Origin of the sequence: Azospirillum sp. 11R-A (assembly GCF_049472615.1) — a bacterium.
GTDB lineage: Bacteria > Pseudomonadota > Alphaproteobacteria > Azospirillales > Azospirillaceae > Azospirillum > Azospirillum palustre.
Genome location: NZ_JBCEBL010000017.1, coordinates 170 through 20,619 on the forward strand (window position 1 = coordinate 170; position 20,450 = coordinate 20,619).

The window sequence follows — 20,450 nt, forward strand, 5'->3', positions numbered from 1 at the left end:
CGGCTGGCGCCAGCCGCTGACCTACCGCCCGGCGGCGGAGTGGTCGGAATTGCTGAGCAGCCTTGGATTCGCAACCGAGGCTCTGCCGATGAGCCAGGGAACACCCTTTGCCAACACCTTGTTCATAGCCCGGCAAAGCAAAGTCTCAGTCCAAATTTGCCCTTCCTTGCATGATTCAGCCGGTGTTAGCATTCCATCGACAATGAAACCGCAACCGACCGCCGACACCGTCCAAAATTCATAAGAAGTCTATCGTGCAGCCACTTTCCCTAAGCCATATGAGCATCGTCAGCAGCCTCGGCGCTGGCCAGGATGCAACCCTGGATGCTCTGCTCACCGGCCGTGGTGGCCTGAAACCTTGCAGGTTCGAGACGGCTACACTGGACACGCACATCGGCGAGGTCGCCGGGGTGGAGGATACCCGCATTCCGGACGATCTCGCCGATTTCGACTGCCGCAACAACCGGCTGGCCGAGATGGCTCTGCATACGGACGGTTTCGCCGCGGCTGTCGCCGACGCCCGCGAGCGCTATGGCGCCGACCGGATCGGTGTGTTCCTGGGCACCAGCACCTCCGGCATCCTGTCGGCCGAGCAGGCCTTCCGGGCGCGCGATCCGCAGACCGGAGCCCTGCCATCTGCCTTCAGCTTTGCCACCACCCACAGCACCGGTTCGCTGGCCGATTTCGTCCGCCTGCGCCTGGGGTTGACGGGACCGGCCTTCGTGGTTTCCTCCGCCTGCGCCACCACATCAAAGGTTTTCGCCAACGCCGCCCGCATGATCGCTGCCGGCCTGTGCGATGCGGCGGTGGTCGGCGGTGCCGACAGCCTGTGCCTGACGACGCTCTACGGCTTCCACTCACTGGAACTGGTTTCCCCCACCCCCTGCCGGCCGTTCGATGCGGACCGCGGCGGTGTCTCGCTGGGCGAGGCCGCCGGTTTCGCCCTGCTGGAGCGTGCCGCTGCCAACCCAAGCCCCGGCACCATCCATCTGCTGGGCGCCGGCGAAAGCAACGATGCGCACCACATGTCGACCCCCCATCCGGAAGGGCTGGGCGCCCGGCTGGCGATGGAGCGGGCGCTGACCAGCGCCGGTCTGCTCCCGGCCGACATCGACTATGTCAACCTGCACGGCACCGCCACCACCTATGGCGACGCGGCGGAGGATCAGGCGATCACCGGTCTGCTCGGCACCCGCACCCCGGTCAGTTCGACCAAGGGCTACACCGGCCACACGCTGGGGGCCGCCGGCATCGTCGAGGCGATCATCAGCGTGCTGGCGCTCCGCACCGGATTGATCCCCGGCAGCCCGCAAACTTTGACCCTCGACCCTGCCCTACGCAGCCGCTATCTGCAAGCCAATGAACAGGGCCGACTGGACCGCGTGATGACCAACTCCTTCGGCTTCGGCGGCAGCAACAGCAGCCTGATCTTCGGGTGGGCGGCCTGATGCGCGCCTATGTCGAGGGGATCGGCCTGCTCGGTCCGGGACTTCCCGGCTGGGAGCAATCGCGTGCGATCCTGACCGGCGAGGCTGCCTATGTGGCCGCGCCGGCCGTGCTGACCGCCAGCCCGCTCCTGCCACCTGCCGAACGGCGCCGCAGCGTGCCGACAGTGAAGCTCGCCATGGCGGTGGGGGCCGAGGCGCTGGCACAGGCCGGACGCGATGCAGCCACCGTCGCTACCGTTTTCACCTCCTCCAGTGGCGATCCCGACACGCTGCACCAGATCCTGGACTCTCTGGCGTCGGAGGAGCGCGACATCTCGCCGACGCGCTTCCACAACTCCGTCCACAATGCACCGGCCGGCTACTGGAGCATCGCCACCCGCTGCCGTGAGCCCTCCACCAGCCTGTCCGCCCATGACGAGAGTTTCCAGACCGGCCTGCTGGAAGCGGCGGCGGAGGTTTCGAGCGACGGCTGGACCGTCACGCTGATCGCCTACGACCTCCCCTATCCGGGGCCGCTGAGCAAGGTCCGCCCTATCGCCGGGGCCTTCGGCACGGCCCTGGTCCTGACACCGCAGCCGACCGGGCACTGCCTCGCCAGCCTGGACATCGAGCTGTCGCGCGGGGACGAGCCGGTCAGCCGCATGGTCGATATCGGATTGGAGGCACTGCGCACAGGCAACCCGACCGCCCGCTCCCTGCCGCTGCTGGCTGCCCTTGCGCGGGTCAGTGCAGGCGGTGCGCCGGAAGCGGTCGTGCTCGACCTGCCGCCGGGCGGACGGGTGACCATCTGGGTGGGCGCGCCATGTTGCTGAGCCATGCGGAACTGGCCTCCCTGATCCCGCATGCCGGGACCATGTGCCTGCTCGACGGCGTGCTGTCCTGGGACCGCAGCCGCATCCGCTGCATCGCCCGCAGCCACCGTGCCGTGGACAATCCGCTGCGCCACGCCGGGCGGCTCGCCGCGCTGTGCGGAGTCGAATACGCGTCCCAGGCGATGGCGGTGCATGGCGGGCTGACCGCCGACGGCGGGCGTCCCGCCGCGGGCTATCTCGCCAGCCTGCGCGACCTGTCCTGTCAGGTCGCACGGCTCGACGACATCGCGGAGGATCTGGTCATCGACGCCGAGAACCTGACCGGCGAGGGCAGCCGCGTGATCTACGCCTTCTCCATCACGGCCGGCGACCGCGAGTTGCTGAGCGGCCGGGCGGCTGTGGTGATCGACGCCGGCGTCACGGATTTGGGGGCGGCATGAAACGCGCACTCGTCACGGGCGGCAGTGGGGCGCTGGGCGCCGCCATCTGCAAGGCGCTGGCCGCCGATGGCAATCATGTGCTGGTCCACGCCAACGGTTCCATCGCCCGCGCCGAAGCGCTGACGGCGGAGATCGCCGCGTCCGGCGGATCGGCGCAAGCGGTCGCCTTCGACGTCACCGACGTCGATGCCACCGGCGAAGCATTGGAACAGGTGCTGGAATCCGGCCCCATCCAGATCCTGGTCAACAATGCCGGCATTCACGACGACGCGGTGATGCCGGCAATGCGGCGGGAACAGTGGGGCCGCGTCATCGACGTGTCGCTGAACGGCTTCTTCAACGTGACGCAACCGCTGCTGATGCCGATGATCGGCACGCGCTGGGGCCGGATCGTCACGGTGTCGTCGGTGGCGGCCATCGCCGGCAACCGCGGCCAGACCAATTATGCCGCCGCCAAGGCCGGGTTGCATGGCGCAACCAAGTCGCTGGCGCTGGAACTGGCGCCGCGCGGCATCACCGTCAACGCGGTGGCGCCGGGCATCATCGCCTCGCCCATGGCCGACGCCGCCTTCGATGCCGACATGGTCAAGCGGATGGTGCCGATGAAGCGCGCCGGCCGGCCGGAGGAGGTGGCGGACCTCGTCGCCTTCCTGGCTTCCGACCGCGCCGCCTACATCTCCGGCCAGATCGTGTCGATCAACGGAGGAATGATCTGATCGGCCGGGACCGCACCCGCCGGACCGCCAGCATCGGCAGCCGGCCGATGAAGCCCAGCATCAGCCGCGTGTGCATCCAGGTCAGCAAGGCATTGTCGCGGACATACTTGAAGTGGGAGACGCCGCCCTCCTCCGCCTTGAAATAGCGGACGGGGGCCGGGACATTGATGGTCGGCAGGCCGGCCCAGCACAGCCGCACAGCCGCCTCCGGATCGAAGTCGAAGCGCCGCATCCACGGATTGCGCCGCATCACCGCGCGCAGGGGCTTGATCGGATAAACCCGGAAGCCGAACAGGGAGTCGCCGATCCCACCCCACAGGGTCTCCAGATTGGCCCACCAGTTGGAGATCTTGCGACCGCCGACGCGCAGCCGCGGCGCCCCGGCGTCGAACACCGGCCGGCCCAGCACCAGCGCATCGGGGTTGGCCAGCGACACGCCCTGGAACTGCGGGATGCGGTCGGCCGGGTGCTGGCCGTCGGCATCCATGGTCAGCGCATGGGTGAAGCCGCAGCGCTCCGCCTCCTCCAGCCCATGCAGCACGGCGGCCCCCTTGCCGCGGTTGACCGGCAGTTCCAGCACGCGCAGATGCGGATCGTCCGCGGCCATCGCCCGCAGCTTTTCGCCGGTGCCGTCGGTGCTGCCGTCGACGACGACCCAGACCGGCGCCCAATGCGCGCGGGCCGCCCGCACCGTCTCGAACAGCTTCGGCCCGGTGTTGTAGCTGGGGATCAGGACAAGATGGCTGGTGGAGGCGTCGGTGATCAAAGCTCTGCCCTGTAATGGCGTTCCACATCCCCGACCAGTTGGCGCACATCGGTCGGCGGATCGAAGCGGCGGCCGAGGCGGACGGTGTAGACCAGCGGGAACTCCGGCTTGCGGAACAACGGCCAGCCCTTGCCGAGGAAGTTGGTGTTGGCCTCGATGAACACGGTCTGCACCGGCACGCCCGCCGTTTTGGCGATCAGCGCGAAGCCGCCCTTCAGCGGGTTGACCGGCGCCCGCTCCGTCCGCGTGCCTTCGGGAAAGATCAGCAGTTGATGGCCGGCGCGCACACGCTGCGCCGCCATCTTGATCAGCGAGTTCGGCGCGTCGTTGCGGATGTAACCGGCCATCCGCGCCCCGCCGCCGAAGAGGAGGCTGTCGTAAACCGGGGCCTTGGCGATGCAGACGAGGTCCGGCATCCGCGAGATCAGCAGCACGGCATCCAGGATCGACGGATGGTTCGGGCAGATCAGCAGGCCGCCATCATCCTTCAGCGAATCCAGCGCCGACAGGTCGGTCCTCAGCACCCCGCAGGCCCGCAGCGTGTCGAGATAGAGGCCGAATCCCGTCCTGATCGCCTGCCGCCCGAGCGGACCGGCGATCCGCCGCGGCAGAAGCGGGTTGATCAGCGCCGCCGTCAGGCTCCAGGCCAGCGACATCAGGCCGAACAGGAACAGCAGGCCGTAGAACAGGGGATAGTCCCAGGCCCGCCGGACCGCGCCGAGAATGCCTAGACCGCGTCGCCCACGGGGGTGCGCACGTTCTGCCGCCGTTTCCGCCATGCCATGTAGTTCCTTTTCAAGTCCAGCAGGGCGTTCATGTAGTAGATCGCCTTGAATATCTTCAGCCGCGCCTTGATCGGCGACGGGCGGAAGACGTCGCCGGCCAGAAGCGACAGCAACGCCTCCTCCACCCGGAAGACATTGCGTGGTCCCATGAACAGGTTGCGCAGGGCCGGCGTCGTCACCCGGTAGATGTACCAGGAGAAGGTGCCGATGCCCTGACGGACGGTCTGCTCGAAACGCTTCAGCACCTGTTCCTGACGGACCGGTTCGCGCAGGCAGGCGTCGACCGCCTCGGCCCCTTCGAAGGCGCTGGTCATCGCCAGATAGACGCCGGTGGAAAAGACCGGATCGATGAAGGCGAAGGCGTCGCCCAGCATGACATAGCCGGGGCCCGACATGCGGTCGGCCTGATAGGAGAAGTTGCCGGTCCCCGTCACCGGTCCGGTCAGTTCCGCCCCTTCCAGCCGCTCCGCCAGCGCCGGGCACAGGGCGATGGTGTCGAGGAAGAAGCGGGTCTGGTCGGTCTTGCGCGTCTTGAAGTAATAGGGCCAGCAGACCGCCCCGACGCTTGTGGTGCCGTCCGCAAGCGGGATGAACCAGAACCAGCCATGGTCGAACCAGAAGACGGTGATGTTGCCTTCGGCCTTGCCCGGCAACCGCTTGGCGCCGGTGAAATGGCCGAACATCGCCGCACTGTTGTGCTTGACGTTGCGCCGCTTGATGCCGAAGCGGGACGCCAGCAGCGTCTCGCGGCCAGACGCATCGACCAGAAAGCGCGTGCGCAGGGTGCGGGTCGTGCCGTCCTCTTGCCGGGCGGTGACGGTGCTGCCCTCCGTTCCCCGGATATCGACATCCGTCACCTTGCAGCCTTCGATGACCGTCGCCCCCTTCGCCGCGGCATTGCGGATCAGGATATGGTCGAATTCCGACCGCCGGACCTGGAAGGCATAGGGCTTGGTCTTGTCCCAGGCATTGGCGAAGTCGAAGGTGACGGCCTTGCCGTGATAGGGCGAAACGAACTCCGCTCCATATTTCAGCATGCCGATCCGCTCGACCTCCTCCAGCACGCCCAGCCGTTCCAGCAGAGGCAGGTTGCAGGGAAGCAGGGATTCGCCGATGTGGAACCGCGGGTGATGGTCCTTTTCCAGCAGAACCACCCGATGGCCCTTTCCGGCCAGCAGTGCAGCTGCGGACGAACCGGCCGGTCCGCCACCCACCACCAGGACATCGCAATCGTAATCGGAACCGTTCGACACCATGGGCTTTGCCGCTCTCCCGCTTGTCCCGCATTGGGGTGTTCGAGGTGGATACCCGTTTCTGGCTTTGTGACCGGTCACTCTCGCCAAAATTTACCGCAGCCCATCCCGCGCAATCCAGGGACAAAACCCTGACACTGCCCTTTATCCGGGGACTAGCCGAAAGGATATATCCGCTCGACTCTGATATTAGCGCTTGCTGTTCTCAACATTCCGGCAAGCAATGTTTCGGATTGATTTCAAATCCACTGCACGCCGCGGTTCAATCCGACCGATGCACTTGAGCCAATGCAACCGTCTTGATTGGTTACCCATTTGGTGACATGGAAACCCACTTGCCTGCCGGGTTCCGCACCCACAAGATGCCGACGATCTGAAAACAATCAACTCAACCGGGGATGCTTTACACGCGAACCGTCAACCTGTCGGTCAAGGCCGGCGGCTTCACCGTCTCGCTTTACCGGTCGGACAACCGGACCAGCGCGGTGAGCGGCATTCTCGACTGACCCTAATGCCCATTGGCCCGCTCCCTTTCGAAGGAGAACACTGCCGTGCCGACCGAATCCACGCCCCGCGTCGGCACCGCCGTCGAACCGCATCCCGTTCTGGACGCCTATTACGGCGACAGGACGCAGCGGCAGCGCTTCGTCCGCGGGCTGTTCAACCGCACCGCCCACCATTACGACCGCATCAACGCCATCTTCGCGCTCGGGTCCGGTTCCTGGTACCGGTCGCAATGCCTGCGGCGGGCAGGGTTGCAGCCGGGCATGCGGGTGCTGGACGTCGCCATCGGCACCGGTCTCGTGGCGCGCGAGGCCGTGTCGCTCTGCGGCAATCCCGGCGATGTCATCGGCCTGGATCTCAGCGAAGCGATGCTGGCGGAGGCACGGCGCAGCCTTCCCATCCCACTGATCCAGGGCGTGGCCGATGCCCTGCCGCTGGCCGATGGCAGTGTGGACCTCGTCACCATCGGCTATGCGTTGCGCCATGTCGGCGACCTGACCGCCACCTTCCGCGAGTTCCGCCGCGTGCTGCGTCCGGGCGGGACCGTGCTGGTGATGGAGATCGGCCGGCCGCGCCGCCCGGTCACCCGGCACCTGATGAACGCCTATCTCGGCATGGTGGTGCCGGCAGTCTCGCGCCTCAGCGGTGGCGGCGAGAGCGGACGGACGCTGATGCGCTATTATTGGGAGACGATCGACCGCTGCGTGGAACCGGAGGTCATCACCGCCGCGATGGCGGCGGCCGGGCTGGCGCAGGTACGCTGTGACACCGATTATGACCTGTTCAAGAACTATACCGGCAAGCGCCAAGCCGAAGCCACGGCGTGAAGGGCTGACAGGCGGTGATCCGCCTGTTGTTACTACCCCTCTTAGGGGTTCTTCACCCGCCTTTGCCGATGCCTTCATCGGGTTATCGCACTCATAGTTGTCCCTACAGGGCAACAACCAGAACAGATTCGGTGAGGGAAGACATGCTGGGTAAAACGACTTGGGCGGCATTGTCGGTGGCGGCTTTGCTGGTCGGCTGTGCCGGGCAACAACAGGGTGCGGCGACCGGCGACGGGACAGGCGCCACCGCCTCGGCCGCACCGTCGACGCCGGGGGGAAGAATGGTGAAGTCGCGCGACGGGCGCTATGAGGGCGAGGTGATCGGCACCCCCGCCCCCGGCAGCCGTTTCGCAAAATTGCAGATCGGCATGACGATGGAGGAGGTCTCCACACTGATCGGCGCGCCCGACAACATGATCCGGCACGAGACCGGCAAGCGCTGGATCCCGTTCTATTTCGGCAATGACGCCCAGCGGCTTCAGGTCATCTACCGCAACGAAGGCTGCCTGACCTACACCGGCGGCAACGTCTTCGGCGGCGGCGGGTCGGAGCTGATCCGCATCACCGTCGCGCCGAAGGGCGGTTGCCTGGACACGTAAAGCCGCCGCCGGCGGGCCAAAGCGGGGGCGGCCCCACCCCGCTCAGGCATCGATCAGAAGGCGGTTCTTTTCCATCGTCACCTTCTCCGTCTTGGCGGTGGCGATCACCGCCTTCTGGAGCTTCTCGAAGGCACGCACCTCCAACTGGCGCACGCGCTCGCGCGAGACGTGGAAGGTCTGGCTCAGTTCCTCCAGTGTCAGCGGCTCGTCGCGCAGGCGGCGGGCGATCAGGATCTTGCGCTCGCGGTCGTCCAGCACGCCCAGCCCGAGCTTCAGGAACTGCTGGCGCCGGCGGCGCTCCTCGGAATCGGCCAGGGTCGTCTCCTGGTCCGGACGGTCATCGGCCAGCAGGTCCTGCCACTCGGCATCGCCATCCTCCGACAGGCCGACATTCAGCGAGCGGTCGTTGCCCAGGCGGCGGTTCATCTCCACCACCTCGGCCTTCGACACGTTCAGTTCGGTGGCGATGCTCTCCACCGCTTCCGGCGACAGGTCGCCGCTCTCCAACTCCTGCATCCGTGCCTTCAGACGGCGCAGGCTGAAGAACAGCTTCTTCTGCCCGGCGGTGGTGCCGATCTTCACCAGCGACCAGTTGTGCAGGACATACTCCTGGATAGCGGCACGCACCCACCACGAGGCATAGGTGGCGAAGCGGAACCCCTTGCCGGGATCGAACTTCTGCGCCGCCTGCATGACGCCGACATTGCCCTCCGCCACCAGATCGGACAGCGGCAGGCCATAGCCGAGATAGCCGCGCGCCATCTTGACGACGAGCCGCAAATGGCTGCCGACCAGCTTGTCGAGGGCCGCCGGCTCCTGGTTGTCGTGCCAGCGGACCGCCAGATCATGTTCCTGTTCAGGCGTCAGATACTGATACTTGCGGGCATCCTGGAGATAGAGCTGCATCGGCTCGGCGGAGCGGGGTTCGGCAGGACGGGTTTGGGCGATGGCTTGTACGGTGGTCTGGGTCGTGCGGGTTTCAGCATTTCGCTGCATGGTGTCTCTTTTTCTCCCATCCGACGGGAGCGGCGCCACGGGCAAAGGCCCCGGCGTTGTTCGGGTCGGTCCTGTTGAAAGGTCGATTTTTGGTTCGTTGCGTTACCGGCATTCGACGCTGCCGGACGGCGTGCACCGGGTCTCGGTGCTGGAACGGTCAGAGAGAGGTCCTCTCCAGCCCCGCGGGGGCGCCGCGACCGGGGAAGGAGGTCGCAGCAGCCGGCACGCCACGAGGGCCGGAGAGGAACGGCAGGGCCACGCGATCAGCGCGACCGAACCGGGGGAAACTTAAGGATCATCGGGGCGAAAGCCATTCTGTCGGAGCCGGCGCCATCAGCGGCGCAACAGATACTATATAGGAATTTTCACAACGCATAAAAGGGGCGCCCAGGCGAATTTTCCTGGCACCCCAACTGAAGCTTGGTTCCCGCGCCTGTCTCGGCGGAACGCTTCCGGAAATGGGACACGCCACCGCAGCTTTCAACCCCCCTGCCGCAATATCGATGACCTTTCGAATTTCGATGGACCTTCATAAGACGATCAACCGATCGTCGTTCAAATCATACAAAATAAAATCCCGCATGAGATTTTGTTAGAAAGTCTAAACATTGTCTTCCAATGATCAAGCCGTGTTATTTTTAGGTTGTCACTTGCAGTCTTACCTCTTCTGCGCTTACCGTCAGCCTGTTTCCAGCATCCACCGACCCGAGGCTAGAGCCGACATGCTTGAAGACATCGTGATCGACACCCCTGTCGACCGGCCGCACAATTCCGGCCAGACGTCTGAACGGATTTCCGGCCATGCGCCGTCCCAGCCTCTGCGCGTCGCGGTGCTGTGGAAGACGCCGAATCTCGGCCTCTATTCGAACGCCCCCTTCGACGACCTGTACAACGGAATCGGGCACAACAACGGCAACCTCGCCTTCGTGCATTCGATCTGCAGCCACATCACCAACCCGGTGAAGCATTTCAGCTGGGGCTCGTCGGCGGAGACGCTGCGGAACAACGCCGACATCATCGTCATTCCCTGCGCCAACCAGCTGGGCCGCCACACCGATTACGGCCAGATGGCGGAGAATCTGGAGAAATCCGGGCTTCCCGTCGTCGCCATCGGCCTCGGCGCCCAGGCGAACAGCTACGAGCATGATATCGAACTCAGCCCCGGCACGCTGCGTTGGGCGCAGGTGATCGCAGCCTCCAACCCGTCCTCCGCGACCTCGCCCAACATCTACACCCGCGGCGCCTACACCACTGCACAGCTGGACAAGCTGGGCATCGCGGGATCGCTGCCCGGCGGCTGCCCGTCGCATTTCCTCAACCAGGCGCCGGGCCTCGGCCGGAAGATCCATGCGAACTGGTCGGCTCTCGACCTGCCGCGCTCGATCACCGTGGCCGGCGGCCATCAGGCCTGGGTTAAGACGCGGGAAATCGAGCACCAGCTGATCGCCCTGATGATGGACCCCATCGCCCCCGGCCAGTACATCGTCCAGTCGATGGGCGAGATGATCCGTGCCTCGCGCGGGCTGTTCGACAGCATCGATCCGCATGCGCTGAAGGAAATCCACCGCCACACCGTGCCGCATTACTCCTTCGAGGAGTTCAAGGCGTGGTGCCGGAACTATATGCGCTCCTACTATGACGTGCCGGCCTGGATGGACACTCTGCGCCAGCAGGATCTGACCATCGGCTGCCGCTATCACGGCGTCGCCCTGGCGATCCAGGCGGAACGGATGGGCCTGACGGTCACCATCGATTCCCGCACGCGCGAGCTTTGCGAGAACACCGGCGTGCCCTATGCCGACGCCGCCGACCTGACGATGCCGTTGACCCGCAGCCGCCTGAAAACGCTGATCAATTTCGACCCGGACGCCTACGACCGCCACCGTGCGGAGTCGGCAGCCCGTTACCTGGACTTCCTGGTTGCCAACCGGCTTCAGCCGGCACCCTTCCTGAAGTCCATCGCGAACGGCAAGTGAAGGCCGCCATGCTCCGCCGGACCGCAGCGCTGGCGCTCACGCTGGGCATGGTCGCCGCACAGGTCAACGCATTGACCATGAGGAAGACAGGGGAACCGGAAACGGTCACCTCCTGGCAACGCGACGCCTGTGCCGAAAGCGACGCGCCGGACACCCCGGCGCGCGCCTTCCGGGATGCCGGCGGCACGGTGCATCTGATCGCCTCGCATTCCACCGCGCGGGCGCTGACCGGCCCGTCGCTGGATGCCGTGCGGCCCAACTGTGCGGTGATCTTCCAGGGCCATGGGCAGGACGATCCGCGCCTGCATGACGACCGCAGCTGGATTTCGTCCTTCTACACGCCGGACGGCAGCACGGTCTTCGCCCTGGTCAGCAACGAATTCCATGCGCAGAAGCGGCGGGCGCTTTGCCCCTCCGGCGAGTACATGCGCTGCTGGCGCAACAGCATCACCGCGGCGGTCTCCAGCGACGGCGGGGCCAGCTTCCGGCTGAGCGCCGCCCCGCCCAACCACACCGTCGCGACGCTGCCCTATCCCTACAGCGGCGATGTCGGCCAGCGCACCGGCTATTTCGCGCCCAGCAACATCGTCCGCAACGGCGATCACTGGTACGCCTTCCTGTGGGCCGAGCGATTCGGCGCGCAACAGCGCGGCGCCTGCCTGATGCGCACCGACAACCTCGCCGATCCGCAGAGCTGGCGCGGGTGGGACGGCAAATCCTATTCCGTCCGCTTCGTCCGCGACGGTCAGAGCGGCGACGCGCCGGAAAACCATGTCTGCGCGCCGGTCGCCCCCAATATTTTGCAGGGCACCGTGCGCAGCATCGTCCGCCACCGTGCCAGCGGCCTGTTCATCGCCACCGTGGCGATGACCCGCGACGGCCGCACCGGCATCTGGACCATCACCTCCCCCGATCTGGTCAATTGGTCGAAACCGGAGCTTCTGTGGGCCGCCCCCCTGCTGTTCCGCTACGGCTGCGGCGATGCGGCGGCCTTCGACTATCCGGCTCTGCTCGACCCGGACAGCCAGAGCCGCAATTTCGAGGATGTCGGCAAGACCGCCTATGTCTACATGACGCGGCTGAACCTCGACAAATGCAGGATCACCTGGAACCGCGACCTCGTCCGCATGCGGGTGGAGTTCGACGGAGGCTGATCGTCCGGCAGCGGTAAGGATGCCGCGCTCAGAGCGGCCGGACCCTATGACCTGACAAACAACCGTTGCGAAGCGCCGGCCTGCGACCGATGTCTCGGCATGGACCCAGGAACGAGGAGCGGCGCCATGCCGGACAGCGATCCCTTCGATCTCCAGCGCTTCGTCGAGGCTCAGGACCCGGTCTACGCGACCGTACTGGCGGAGCTGCGCGACGGCCGCAAACGCAGCCATTGGATGTGGTTCATCTTCCCGCAGCTGCGCGACCTCGGCCGCTCGCCCACCGCCCGGTTCTACGGCATCGCCGGTTTGGACGAGGCGCGGGCCTATCTGGCGCACCCCGTCCTGGGCAGCCGGCTGGCGCAGGCGACCGAGACCGTGCTGGCCGTGCAGGGGCGGACGCTTCATGAGATCTTCGGCTCGCCCGACGATTTGAAGTTCCGCTCCTCCATGACCCTGTTCGCCCAGGCGGCGGCAGAGGAGGGTGACCTCTACCGCAAGGCACTCGACCGATTCTGCGACGGCCAGCCGGACGACGCGACCTCGAGGCTGCTGGCCTGACAGCCGGCCGTCAGGCCAGCAAGTCACCAAGCGCCAGCCCGCGCTCCCGCCCCAGACTGTCCAGCATCGCCAGCGTGGCGCCGTCCAGCGGGATGCCATCGGCCAGACGCTGCCGGCGGGTGCGGGTTTCCGGCTCGCCCGGCATCTGGATAGCGTCGGCTCCGGGCACCGTGGGCGTGTCGCGGACATAGGCCACCAGTTCGTCGAGATCGGCGGCCCATTGCGCGTTGCCGCCGCGCGCCGGGTCGAAGACGATGGCGAACATGTTGTTCATCACTCGGCCGGAATCCTGGTGGGACGGCGTCCCCGGCATCGCCGAGGCCAGCGCCCCCGCCAGCACGTCGCACATCAGCGCCAGCCCGAATCCCTTGTGCCCGCCCAGCGGCAGCAGGGCGCCCGACGGGTCCTGGAACATCACGCCGGGATCGCGCGTGGGGTCGCCCTGCGGGTCGAGCAGCAGGCCCGGCGCCATCTCCTGCCCCTTGCCCATGGCGACGCGGCATTTGCCGACGGCAACGGCGCTGGTGGCGAAATCCAGGATCAAGGCCGGTGTCGCCTGCGTGGCCGGAACCGCGATGCAGATCGGGTTGGTGCCCAGCCGCGGCCGGGTGCCGTCATGCGGCGCCACCGCCGGGCGGGTGACGACGTTGACGAAGGCGAGCATGACCATCCCGGCACCGCTGCACTGCTCGCCATAGGAGCCGACGCGGCCGATATGGTGGCTATCGCGCAGTGACAGCACGGCCAGCCCGTCCTGCCGCGCCTGTTCGATGGCAAGCTCCGTTGCCTCGCGCGCGATCACCTGCCCATAGCCGCTGTCGCCGCCGACCGCCAGGAAGGGGCCGGAGCGGCCGATTACCGCCGCATGCCGGTTGGGACGCAGCAGCCCGGCGGCAATCGCCGGCATGTACATCGCCAGCATGCCGACACCGTGGCTGTCGTGCCCGCGCAGATTGGCCTCGACCAGATGGTCGGCGACGATGGCCGCTTCCGAAGCCTCGCTTCCCGCCGCTTGCAGCAGACGCCGCGCAGCCTCCGCCAGCCGCTCCGCCCGGACCGGCCGCAATCCGGTGCCATAGACGCCGGCAGTGAAGGACGCCGCCGCGGCGAAGGGATCCTTTTGTGTTTCCGTCATCATCTGCCTTCCCGTTCGATGGCCCCTATTTGGTTGCCGGTCCCGCGGCGGGGCAAGGGCTGAGTTGTTGCCGAAATAGCAAGGGGCGGATCCCGGCAGCCTGGGCCGCCGGAAATCCGCCCCGCTTCAGCCGATCAGGCAGCCCCCGGTCAGGCGGCGTTGACCTCCGCCACGAAGCGCCGGACTTCGTCCTTCAGCCGCTCGGACTGCCCCGAGACGCTCTCGACGCTGGTGGAGACGAGGCGCATCCGCTCGCTGGTGGTGGTCATGGTGGACGACAGCGAACCGACGCTGCTGGTGACGCGGCGGGAGTTGTCGGCGGCGGCGCGGGCGTTGGCGAAGATCTGGTGGGTCGCCGCCTCCTGCTGTTGCACGGCCGACGCCACCTCGCCGTTCAGCGCGCTGAGGTTGGTGATCAGGCTGGCGATGCTTTCGATGGCGCCGATGGCGTTCGCGGTCGCCGCCCGGATCGCGCCGACCTGCGACTGGATGTCCTCGGTGGCCTTCGCCGTCTGGGTGGCGAGGCTCTTCACCTCGCTCGCCACCACGGCGAAGCCCTTGCCGGCCTCGCCGGCGCGGGCCGCCTCGATGGTGGCGTTGAGCGCCAGCAGGTTGGTCTGACCGGCGATCGAGTTGATCAGCTCCACCACCGCGCCGATCTGCTCGGCGGCCGACGCGAGGCCGGTGACGATCCCGGTGGTGTTGGAGGTCTCCGTCACCGCGCGGGACGCGGTCTGGGCGGCGCTTTCCACCTGACGGCTGATCGCGGCGATGGAGCCGCGCAGCTCCTCGCTGGCCTGAGCGGCGGATTCGACGCTGTCGGAGGCACCCTGCGCGGCTCCGGCGGCGGCATGCGCCTCGTCGGTCGTGCTGGCGGCGTCGTTGGTCAGGGCGGCGGTGCGCTCGTGCAGGGCCACGGTGGTGGTGCTGAGCGTCGCCACGACCTCGTCCATCGCGCGGGCGAACTCGGCGGCACGGACGGACAGGCGCTCGCGCTGAAGGTCGCGGGCGGCACGCTCCAGGTCGGCGCGCTGGCTCTCGTCGCGGGCACCCTGCAATGTGGTGGCGAGGCCGGCGACGGCGCGGGCCATGTCGCCGATCTCGTCGGGCCGGTCGGCATGGGGCACGGCAGCCGTCAGGTCGCCGCCGCCGATGCGGCCCAGCACGTCGCGGATCGCCAGCAGCGGACGCGACATCCCGCGCGACACCCAGATGCCGATGCCGACGCTGATCGCCAGCAGCAGCAGCGAGACCTCAAGCTCGCGCCAGATGCGGGCACGGAATTCCGCATCGACGTCGTCGGTGTAGACGCCGGTGCCGATCATCCACTGCCAGGGCTGGTAGCCGGCGGCATAAGCGATCTTCGGAGTCGGCTCGGCATCGTCGCTGCGCTTGTGGCGGAAGGCGACGAAACCGCCGCCGGCCTTGGCCGCCTCTGTCATCTGCACGTTGAAGGGGACGCCGTCGGGATCCTTCAGGTTCAGCAGGTTCTTGCCCTCGACCTGCGGGCGCAGGCCATGGACCAGACTGACCCCGGCATAGTCGTAGACGAAGAAATACTCGCCGTTGCCATAACGCATGGCGCGCACGGCGTCGCGGGCACGCTCCTGCGCCTCAGCACGCGGCAGCTTGCCGGACTTCTCCTGCTCGCCATAGAGCGCGATGACGGACGCGGCCGCATCGACCATCTCCTTGACCTTGGCCTTGCGCTGCTCGATCAGGTTCGTGCGCGTTCCCGTCAGGTGGACGGTGGCCCCGGCGAGCGTGCTGAGCAGCGCCACGCCGAACACCAGCAGCATGAGCCGCGTACCAATCTTGAGCTTCATCGCCCTTCTCCTTACTCCTGATCCACGCGGCATCGCGCGGCATCCACGCATCGATTTTCGATTGTTCGACAGACCGGCTCGACGGTCAGGCCGGGCAACAGGCCCCGGCTTTCGCCTCCAGCGGAGACACCAGTGGGTCGCACCGCCACCATCCCGGCCCGCCCGGCGGGGCGGACAGGCGGGTGAAGTCCACGACCTCGCAATTTCCCAGCTCCACGCCCGGCCGCCCGGCGAGCCGGTGCAGCAGAATGCGGGCCACGCCCTTGCTGCCGACCAGCAGCGGCCGGTGCTCCAGCAGTCCGGCGGGTCCGTTCGCCAGTTCGTCGACCCCATCCAAGACACGGGCGGCGAAGGCGCCTTCGCTCTCCCCGCCCGGCGGCGTCTCCCCGGCGGCGAACCAGGGGCGGGTCAGCTCGATCGGCAGGCCGTTCCAATCCCCCAGGCTGCGCTCGCGCAGCCAGTCCCTTCTCAGAAGCGGAACGCCCAGCGTCTCGGCGAACACGGCGCCGGTAACGGCGGTGCGGTCCAGCGGACCGGCGATCACCAGACCGCAGATCCGGCCGGACCGGCGGAGCCGCTCCGCCGCGTGCCGGGCCTGCTCGACCCCCCGTTCGGTCAAGGGAATGTCCCGGTCGCCGCCGCAGCGCACGCCCCGAAGGTTGTCGTCCGTCTCGCCATGGCGCACGAAATGGAAGCCGTCCGTCATCGCCGGCTCCCTCACCGGAACAGGATGCGGGCGGCGCCCGCGGTCCAGCCGATGGTGCTTTCCGCCGGCAGGGTATGGGGGGCCGACATCCAGCGGGCCAGGGCGTCGATGTGCAGAGGATCGCTGAGCGTCGGGGTGTGGCCGACATCCGGCACATGCAGGACGCTCAACCCCGGCTTGCCCATCATCCGGGCAATAGTCGCCTCCTGGAGAGCGTCGCTCATCATGCCGTGCACCAGCAGCACCGGGCAGTCGATGCGCTGCCAGTCGTCCCACTGGTCGTGGTCCTGGATGGCGCCGTCGCGGTAGCATTGCAGTGCCCGGATGTCGTGGCGGTAGACCCGCCCGCCGTTTTCCTCCGACCAGCGGGTCTGGTGGAAACTGTTGTGCAGGAGAACGGTGTCGTCCACCGGCCCGTCGTTCTTCTGGGCCGCTCCGGTGCGGTGGAACAGCTGGGCCGGGTGGCGGAAGACATAGTGGCGGGCGACGGACTCGGCGCGGCGCCGCCGCCGCTCGGTCGGGATGAAGGGGCCGATGTCGTTCAGGATGAGGCGTTCCACCAGATCCGGAGCCTCCGCCGCCACCCGCATCGCCACGCTGCCGCCGAGCGAGGAGCCGAGCAGGGTGACCGGGCCCAACTGCTTGTGGCGGATCAGGGCCAGCACCTGGGCGACGGTTCCGTCGAAGCTGTAGTCCGACTGGTCGGCCAGCCAGCCGCTGCGGCCGCGCCCAGCCCAATCGAGGCACAGCACATGGTAGCGGTGCGACAGGGCGCGGGCGACATAGTCGAAACGCCGGGCCGAATTCGCGATTCCACCCAGGCACAGCAGCGCCGGATTCTGCGGGCTGCCCCATTCCGTGTAGGCGAGGCGGATGGTGTAGTCGGTACGCAGCCGCTCCACCGTGCCGAGTTGCAGTGCCGCGCTGTGGGTATAGTCGAAATGGCGCAGGCGATGGCCGGCGCCGATCAGCGGCTCGACCACCCGCATGATGGTTTCATAGTTCTTCCAGGTCATCTCCTCGACGGATCCGATCCCGAGCGCCTCCAGAGTGACGCGCAGGGTTTCCATCGCGCCGTCGTGGCGGCCATGGACAGGAAGGGTTTCCCCGGCGAAGGAAGGGCAAGGCATCGTCAGAACAGGCTCCACGAGCATCTGGTCAGGCATGGGCGTCGAAGCCTCCGTGATCGATGGGTGTGGGGGCGAGGGACATAAGGCTGTCGGGATTTGCGACATCGACGGATGACGCACGGGGCGGGAGCGGGGGCTGGGGGCGAGGGAATTCATCGGACGGCCTCTTCCGCGGCCGGCGAGGCGGACGGAGCCAGCAGGAAGACGACGCAGAAGGCCGTGCCGCACAGCATGCCGAGCGCACCGAGAGCCACCAGCGCTGCCTGCATTCCGAAGCGGTCGGCAAGCGCCGCAGCCAGCAACGGACCGATCACCGAACCGCCGCGTTCCAGCAGGCGGTAGACCGCGAAGACGCTGGAATCGCCCATGCGGGCACAGTCCGCGCGGCAGACCTCCGGGACCAGGGCCAGCTGGGTGGCGTTGTTGAGGGCGTGGGCGACGCCGAGAGCGGCGATGCCGATCAGGATTCCGGCGACGCCCTGTTCCTGCAGGATCGCGAGCGTGCCGGCCCCGCCGATCAGCCCGCCCAGCCCGGCGAACAGGGCATGACGGCCGGTGCGGTCGGCGACCTTCGACACCCATGGGCCGAGCAGGACGATGATCAGCCCATAGGTCATCATCAGACGGCCGATCCCGGCCGGCGTCTCACCCGCCGCATGCAGCGACACCGGGACGAGATAGAAGAGGTATCCGGTCAGCATCAGCTTGGTCGGCACCGACGAGAACAGCAGCAACGCCAGGAACCGGAGATTGGCAAGCAGTGCGGTCGCATCGCCCAGGCGGAAGGGGCGTCGTTGCACCCGCTCCGTCCGGTCGGCCGGAAGAAGCGTCACCGCCGCCGCGGCCGCCAGCGCCAGCAGCGCCGAAACCGCGAAGGTGGCGCGGTAGCCGAACTGATCGGCGAGAATGCCGCCCAGCGGCGCGCCGCACAGGCCGGCGACGATCACCGCGGCGACGAATTGCGCCATGCCGCGCGCGCGCCGGTCCGCCGGGGTGTGGCGGGCGACGAAGCCCTGCGCGCCGATGAACATCACCGCATAGCCGAGCGCGCAGGCCCCGCGCCACAGCAGCAGTTCCGCCATCGACCCGGCCATCGCCGTTCCGATGAATCCCGCCACCGCCGGCAGGGTGCCGAGCAGCAGCGTGCGGCGGCTGCCGAACCGGTCGGCCCAATGGCCGGCGAAGGGCGTGAAGACGGCGACCAGCGCCATGAACAGCCCGATCGGCAGCCCCATCATCACGGTCTCGGACAGGCCGGGAGCCGGGGTGTAGAGTTCGCGGGCGTAGAGCGGCAGGAAGGACCGCGACAGTTCCTCCGCCAGCATGAACAGGAACAGGGCGGCACGCATGCGGCCCACCGCCGATGCCGGCTCCGCATCCCCGCGGCCCGGACGGGCGGCGAGCAGGAGCAGCCCTTCGAACACCAGAAGAAGGCAGACGACCAGCAGCACGGCGGCGTCATAGAAGAAGCCGCGCACCGCCTCGGCCGGCAGCAGACCCGCGAGCCCCGGCAAAGTCATGGCACAGAAGGCAAGCATGGCCGCTGCGACCACCGTCAGCCCCCGCAGGGGCGTGGCGCCGGCCAAGCGTCGGAAAGACGGCAGCAGCAGGCCGGCCGACCACAGGACCGCCGGAACTGCCGCCGTTAGGATCGCCATATGGTTGCGTGCTGAATCGAGCGAAATCCGCATAGCAGAAAAGGCGGAATCCGCAGCGGCATTTCCATAAAATTTTGCATAAATCAGAAAAGAAAACAGTGCGATTCCAATCATCGCCAGAACAGGCAGAATCACGTGCGGGCGTGTGAATGATTTCGATTGCATTGTTAGCTCCAGACACACAACCGCTGCGCAGAAGTGTTTCGGAGGCTAAATCGTAACTCCAAAGAATTGGTAAATCGAAATTGCTTCGAAAATAAAAGCTCTGGATTCTGAGAACCATACCTGGGTATGTTTTTTGTTGGAGATACGGATACTGAAAATATTCAGATAAATGCAATAGCACTTCTCTTGATGCATATTCCTGATAGGCTTTTTATACGAATTTCAATGTTTTTTGACGGCGCAGGCAGCAGATACCGAGAATTCCGCGACGCCAGAGAACGGAATACACACGTTGGTTGCAGCGCAGCAAAGGTTGAGCTTTGCTATTTCGAATTGGAATCGCTCTCTGATTTTCACACAGAATGAGAGTGAGATCGCAAAGGCGCACCTCGCTCCTTCGCTTTTTTTCCGGAAAAATCGAAAAAATTGCCGTCCATGGGAGGCGCGCTTCACCCCCCCCTCCGCCCCCGTAGCGCGAGGACGGGACCGCTCCGCGGCGCTTCGCCACATCACAAATGCAAATGATTCGCATCATTATCGGGTCTACGGCCCTTGCCGCCGATGCGCACGTCCTTTTCGGCGTGCCGCCCACAGGTGTCACACCATGATTCCGCCGCTACCCGGCCCCGCTCACGCCACCTCTCCGTCTCCCGCCACCCGTCAGCCTCCCGGCCCGGCCCCCGGCACCAGCTCCGATCCGCCCACCGATGGCGATTGCTGCCGTCTCGGCGCGTTGCGCAAGGGCCAGCGCGCGGTTGTGACCGGTCTGGACGATTCCGCCGTCGCAACCCCGCTGCCACCCGGCGAACTGGAACGCCGCATGATCGAGATGGGCCTGATCGAAGGTGCCCGCGTCGAAATCCTGCATGAGGGGTTCCCCGGCGCCGATCCGCTTGCCGTGCGCATCAACGACCACACCCTGGCCCTGCGCCGGGCAGAGGCGCACGCCGTCCTGGTGACGCTCGGCTGAGCCGTCACCTCCTCTTCCTGCGGAAA

20 protein-coding genes are annotated in these 20,450 nt (G+C 66.8%); 11 read left to right on the forward strand and 9 right to left on the reverse strand.

Annotated features, from left to right (window positions below; all coding sequences use genetic code 11):
* From VH569_RS21280 to fabG, 5 genes are all read left to right on the forward strand, one after another.
* Positions 1-244, forward strand: a 244-nt coding sequence (locus VH569_RS21280) for a hypothetical protein (RefSeq protein ID WP_423317696.1), incomplete at its 5' end; no start/stop codon positions are given.
* Positions 245-254: 10 nt separating this feature from the next.
* Complete coding sequence (locus tag VH569_RS21285) at positions 255-1,448, forward strand: beta-ketoacyl-[acyl-carrier-protein] synthase family protein (protein WP_423317698.1); 1,194 nt, start codon at positions 255-257, stop codon at positions 1,446-1,448.
* The gene (locus tag VH569_RS21290; protein ID WP_423317700.1) at positions 1,448-2,260 is read left to right on the forward strand and encodes a beta-ketoacyl synthase chain length factor; all 813 of its coding nucleotides are present in this window, start codon (positions 1,448-1,450) and stop codon (positions 2,258-2,260) included. The genes VH569_RS21285 and VH569_RS21290 overlap by 1 nt, the downstream gene beginning before the upstream one ends.
* A complete protein-coding gene (locus tag VH569_RS21295) occupies positions 2,251-2,700 on the forward strand; it encodes a hypothetical protein (RefSeq protein ID WP_423317702.1) in 450 nt (149 codons plus the stop codon). Before VH569_RS21290 ends, VH569_RS21295 begins: the two co-directional genes overlap by 10 nt.
* The gene (fabG, locus tag VH569_RS21300; protein ID WP_423317704.1) at positions 2,697-3,416 is read left to right on the forward strand and encodes a 3-oxoacyl-ACP reductase FabG; all 720 of its coding nucleotides are present in this window, start codon (positions 2,697-2,699) and stop codon (positions 3,414-3,416) included. The genes VH569_RS21295 and fabG overlap by 4 nt, the downstream gene beginning before the upstream one ends.
* Here fabG and VH569_RS21305 read toward each other — a convergent pair.
* The 3 genes from VH569_RS21305 to VH569_RS21315 are packed head-to-tail and all read right to left on the reverse strand — an operon-like array spanning position 3,397 to position 6,223.
* Positions 3,397-4,182, reverse strand: coding sequence for a glycosyltransferase family 2 protein (locus VH569_RS21305; RefSeq protein ID WP_423317706.1), 786 nt, complete (start codon positions 4,180-4,182; stop codon positions 3,397-3,399). The two genes, fabG and VH569_RS21305, sit on opposite strands and share 20 nt — an antisense overlap.
* Positions 4,179-4,961: a lysophospholipid acyltransferase family protein gene (locus tag VH569_RS21310; protein ID WP_423317708.1), complete on the reverse strand. Its 783-nt coding sequence runs from the start codon at positions 4,959-4,961 to the stop codon at positions 4,179-4,181. Before VH569_RS21310 ends, VH569_RS21305 begins: the two co-directional genes overlap by 4 nt.
* Complete coding sequence (locus VH569_RS21315; protein WP_423317710.1) at positions 4,910-6,223, reverse strand: NAD(P)/FAD-dependent oxidoreductase; 1,314 nt, start codon at positions 6,221-6,223, stop codon at positions 4,910-4,912. The genes VH569_RS21310 and VH569_RS21315 overlap by 52 nt, the downstream gene beginning before the upstream one ends.
* Before the next feature lie 548 nt (positions 6,224-6,771).
* On the opposite strand from VH569_RS21315, the gene VH569_RS21320 reads away from it, so the two are divergent.
* Together VH569_RS21320 and VH569_RS21325 are read left to right on the forward strand one after the other, a co-directional pair.
* The gene (locus tag VH569_RS21320; protein WP_423317712.1) at positions 6,772-7,551 is read left to right on the forward strand and encodes a class I SAM-dependent methyltransferase; all 780 of its coding nucleotides are present in this window, start codon (positions 6,772-6,774) and stop codon (positions 7,549-7,551) included.
* A 143-nt stretch (positions 7,552-7,694) separates the two neighbouring features.
* Positions 7,695-8,150, forward strand: a complete 456-nt coding sequence (locus tag VH569_RS21325; RefSeq protein ID WP_174474757.1) for a hypothetical protein — start codon at positions 7,695-7,697, stop codon at positions 8,148-8,150.
* 42 nt (positions 8,151-8,192) lie between these two features.
* Here the strand turns inward: VH569_RS21325 and rpoH are convergent, their stop codons facing one another.
* Positions 8,193-9,146, reverse strand: a complete 954-nt coding sequence (gene rpoH / locus VH569_RS21330; protein ID WP_423317713.1) for an RNA polymerase sigma factor RpoH — start codon at positions 9,144-9,146, stop codon at positions 8,193-8,195.
* A gap of 722 nt (positions 9,147-9,868) precedes the next feature.
* On the opposite strand from rpoH, the gene VH569_RS21335 reads away from it, so the two are divergent.
* The 3 genes from VH569_RS21335 to VH569_RS21345 all read left to right on the forward strand — a co-directional run bounded on the left by VH569_RS21335 (position 9,869) and on the right by VH569_RS21345 (position 12,834).
* Positions 9,869-11,122, forward strand: a complete 1,254-nt coding sequence (locus VH569_RS21335) for a polysaccharide pyruvyl transferase family protein (RefSeq protein WP_423317714.1) — start codon at positions 9,869-9,871, stop codon at positions 11,120-11,122.
* A gap of 8 nt (positions 11,123-11,130) precedes the next feature.
* The gene (locus tag VH569_RS21340) at positions 11,131-12,276 is read left to right on the forward strand and encodes a hypothetical protein (protein WP_423317716.1); all 1,146 of its coding nucleotides are present in this window, start codon (positions 11,131-11,133) and stop codon (positions 12,274-12,276) included.
* Between the two features lie 126 nt (positions 12,277-12,402).
* A complete protein-coding gene (locus tag VH569_RS21345; protein ID WP_423317718.1) occupies positions 12,403-12,834 on the forward strand; it encodes a DUF1810 domain-containing protein in 432 nt (143 codons plus the stop codon).
* 10 nt (positions 12,835-12,844) lie between these two features.
* Here VH569_RS21345 and VH569_RS21350 read toward each other — a convergent pair whose 3' ends face one another.
* From VH569_RS21350 to VH569_RS21370, 5 genes are all read right to left on the reverse strand, one after another.
* A complete protein-coding gene (locus tag VH569_RS21350; RefSeq protein ID WP_423317720.1) occupies positions 12,845-13,972 on the reverse strand; it encodes a malate/lactate/ureidoglycolate dehydrogenase in 1,128 nt (375 codons plus the stop codon).
* Between the two features lie 146 nt (positions 13,973-14,118).
* A complete protein-coding gene (locus VH569_RS21355; RefSeq protein ID WP_423317722.1) occupies positions 14,119-15,795 on the reverse strand; it encodes a methyl-accepting chemotaxis protein in 1,677 nt (558 codons plus the stop codon).
* Between the two features lie 85 nt (positions 15,796-15,880).
* A complete protein-coding gene (locus tag VH569_RS21360) occupies positions 15,881-16,501 on the reverse strand; it encodes a histidine phosphatase family protein (protein ID WP_423317724.1) in 621 nt (206 codons plus the stop codon).
* 11 nt (positions 16,502-16,512) lie between these two features.
* On the reverse strand, positions 16,513-17,631 hold the full coding sequence (locus tag VH569_RS21365; RefSeq protein WP_423317725.1) for an alpha/beta fold hydrolase: 1,119 nt from the start codon (positions 17,629-17,631) through the stop codon (positions 16,513-16,515).
* A 152-nt stretch (positions 17,632-17,783) separates the two neighbouring features.
* Entirely contained in the window at positions 17,784-19,289 is a 1,506-nt protein-coding gene (locus VH569_RS21370) for an MFS transporter (protein ID WP_423317727.1), read from the reverse strand.
* Between the two features lie 769 nt (positions 19,290-20,058).
* On the opposite strand from VH569_RS21370, the gene VH569_RS21375 reads away from it, so the two are divergent.
* Positions 20,059-20,424: a FeoA family protein gene (locus tag VH569_RS21375; RefSeq protein WP_423317729.1), complete on the forward strand. Its 366-nt coding sequence runs from the start codon at positions 20,059-20,061 to the stop codon at positions 20,422-20,424.
* Positions 20,425-20,450: the final 26 nt, after the last annotated feature.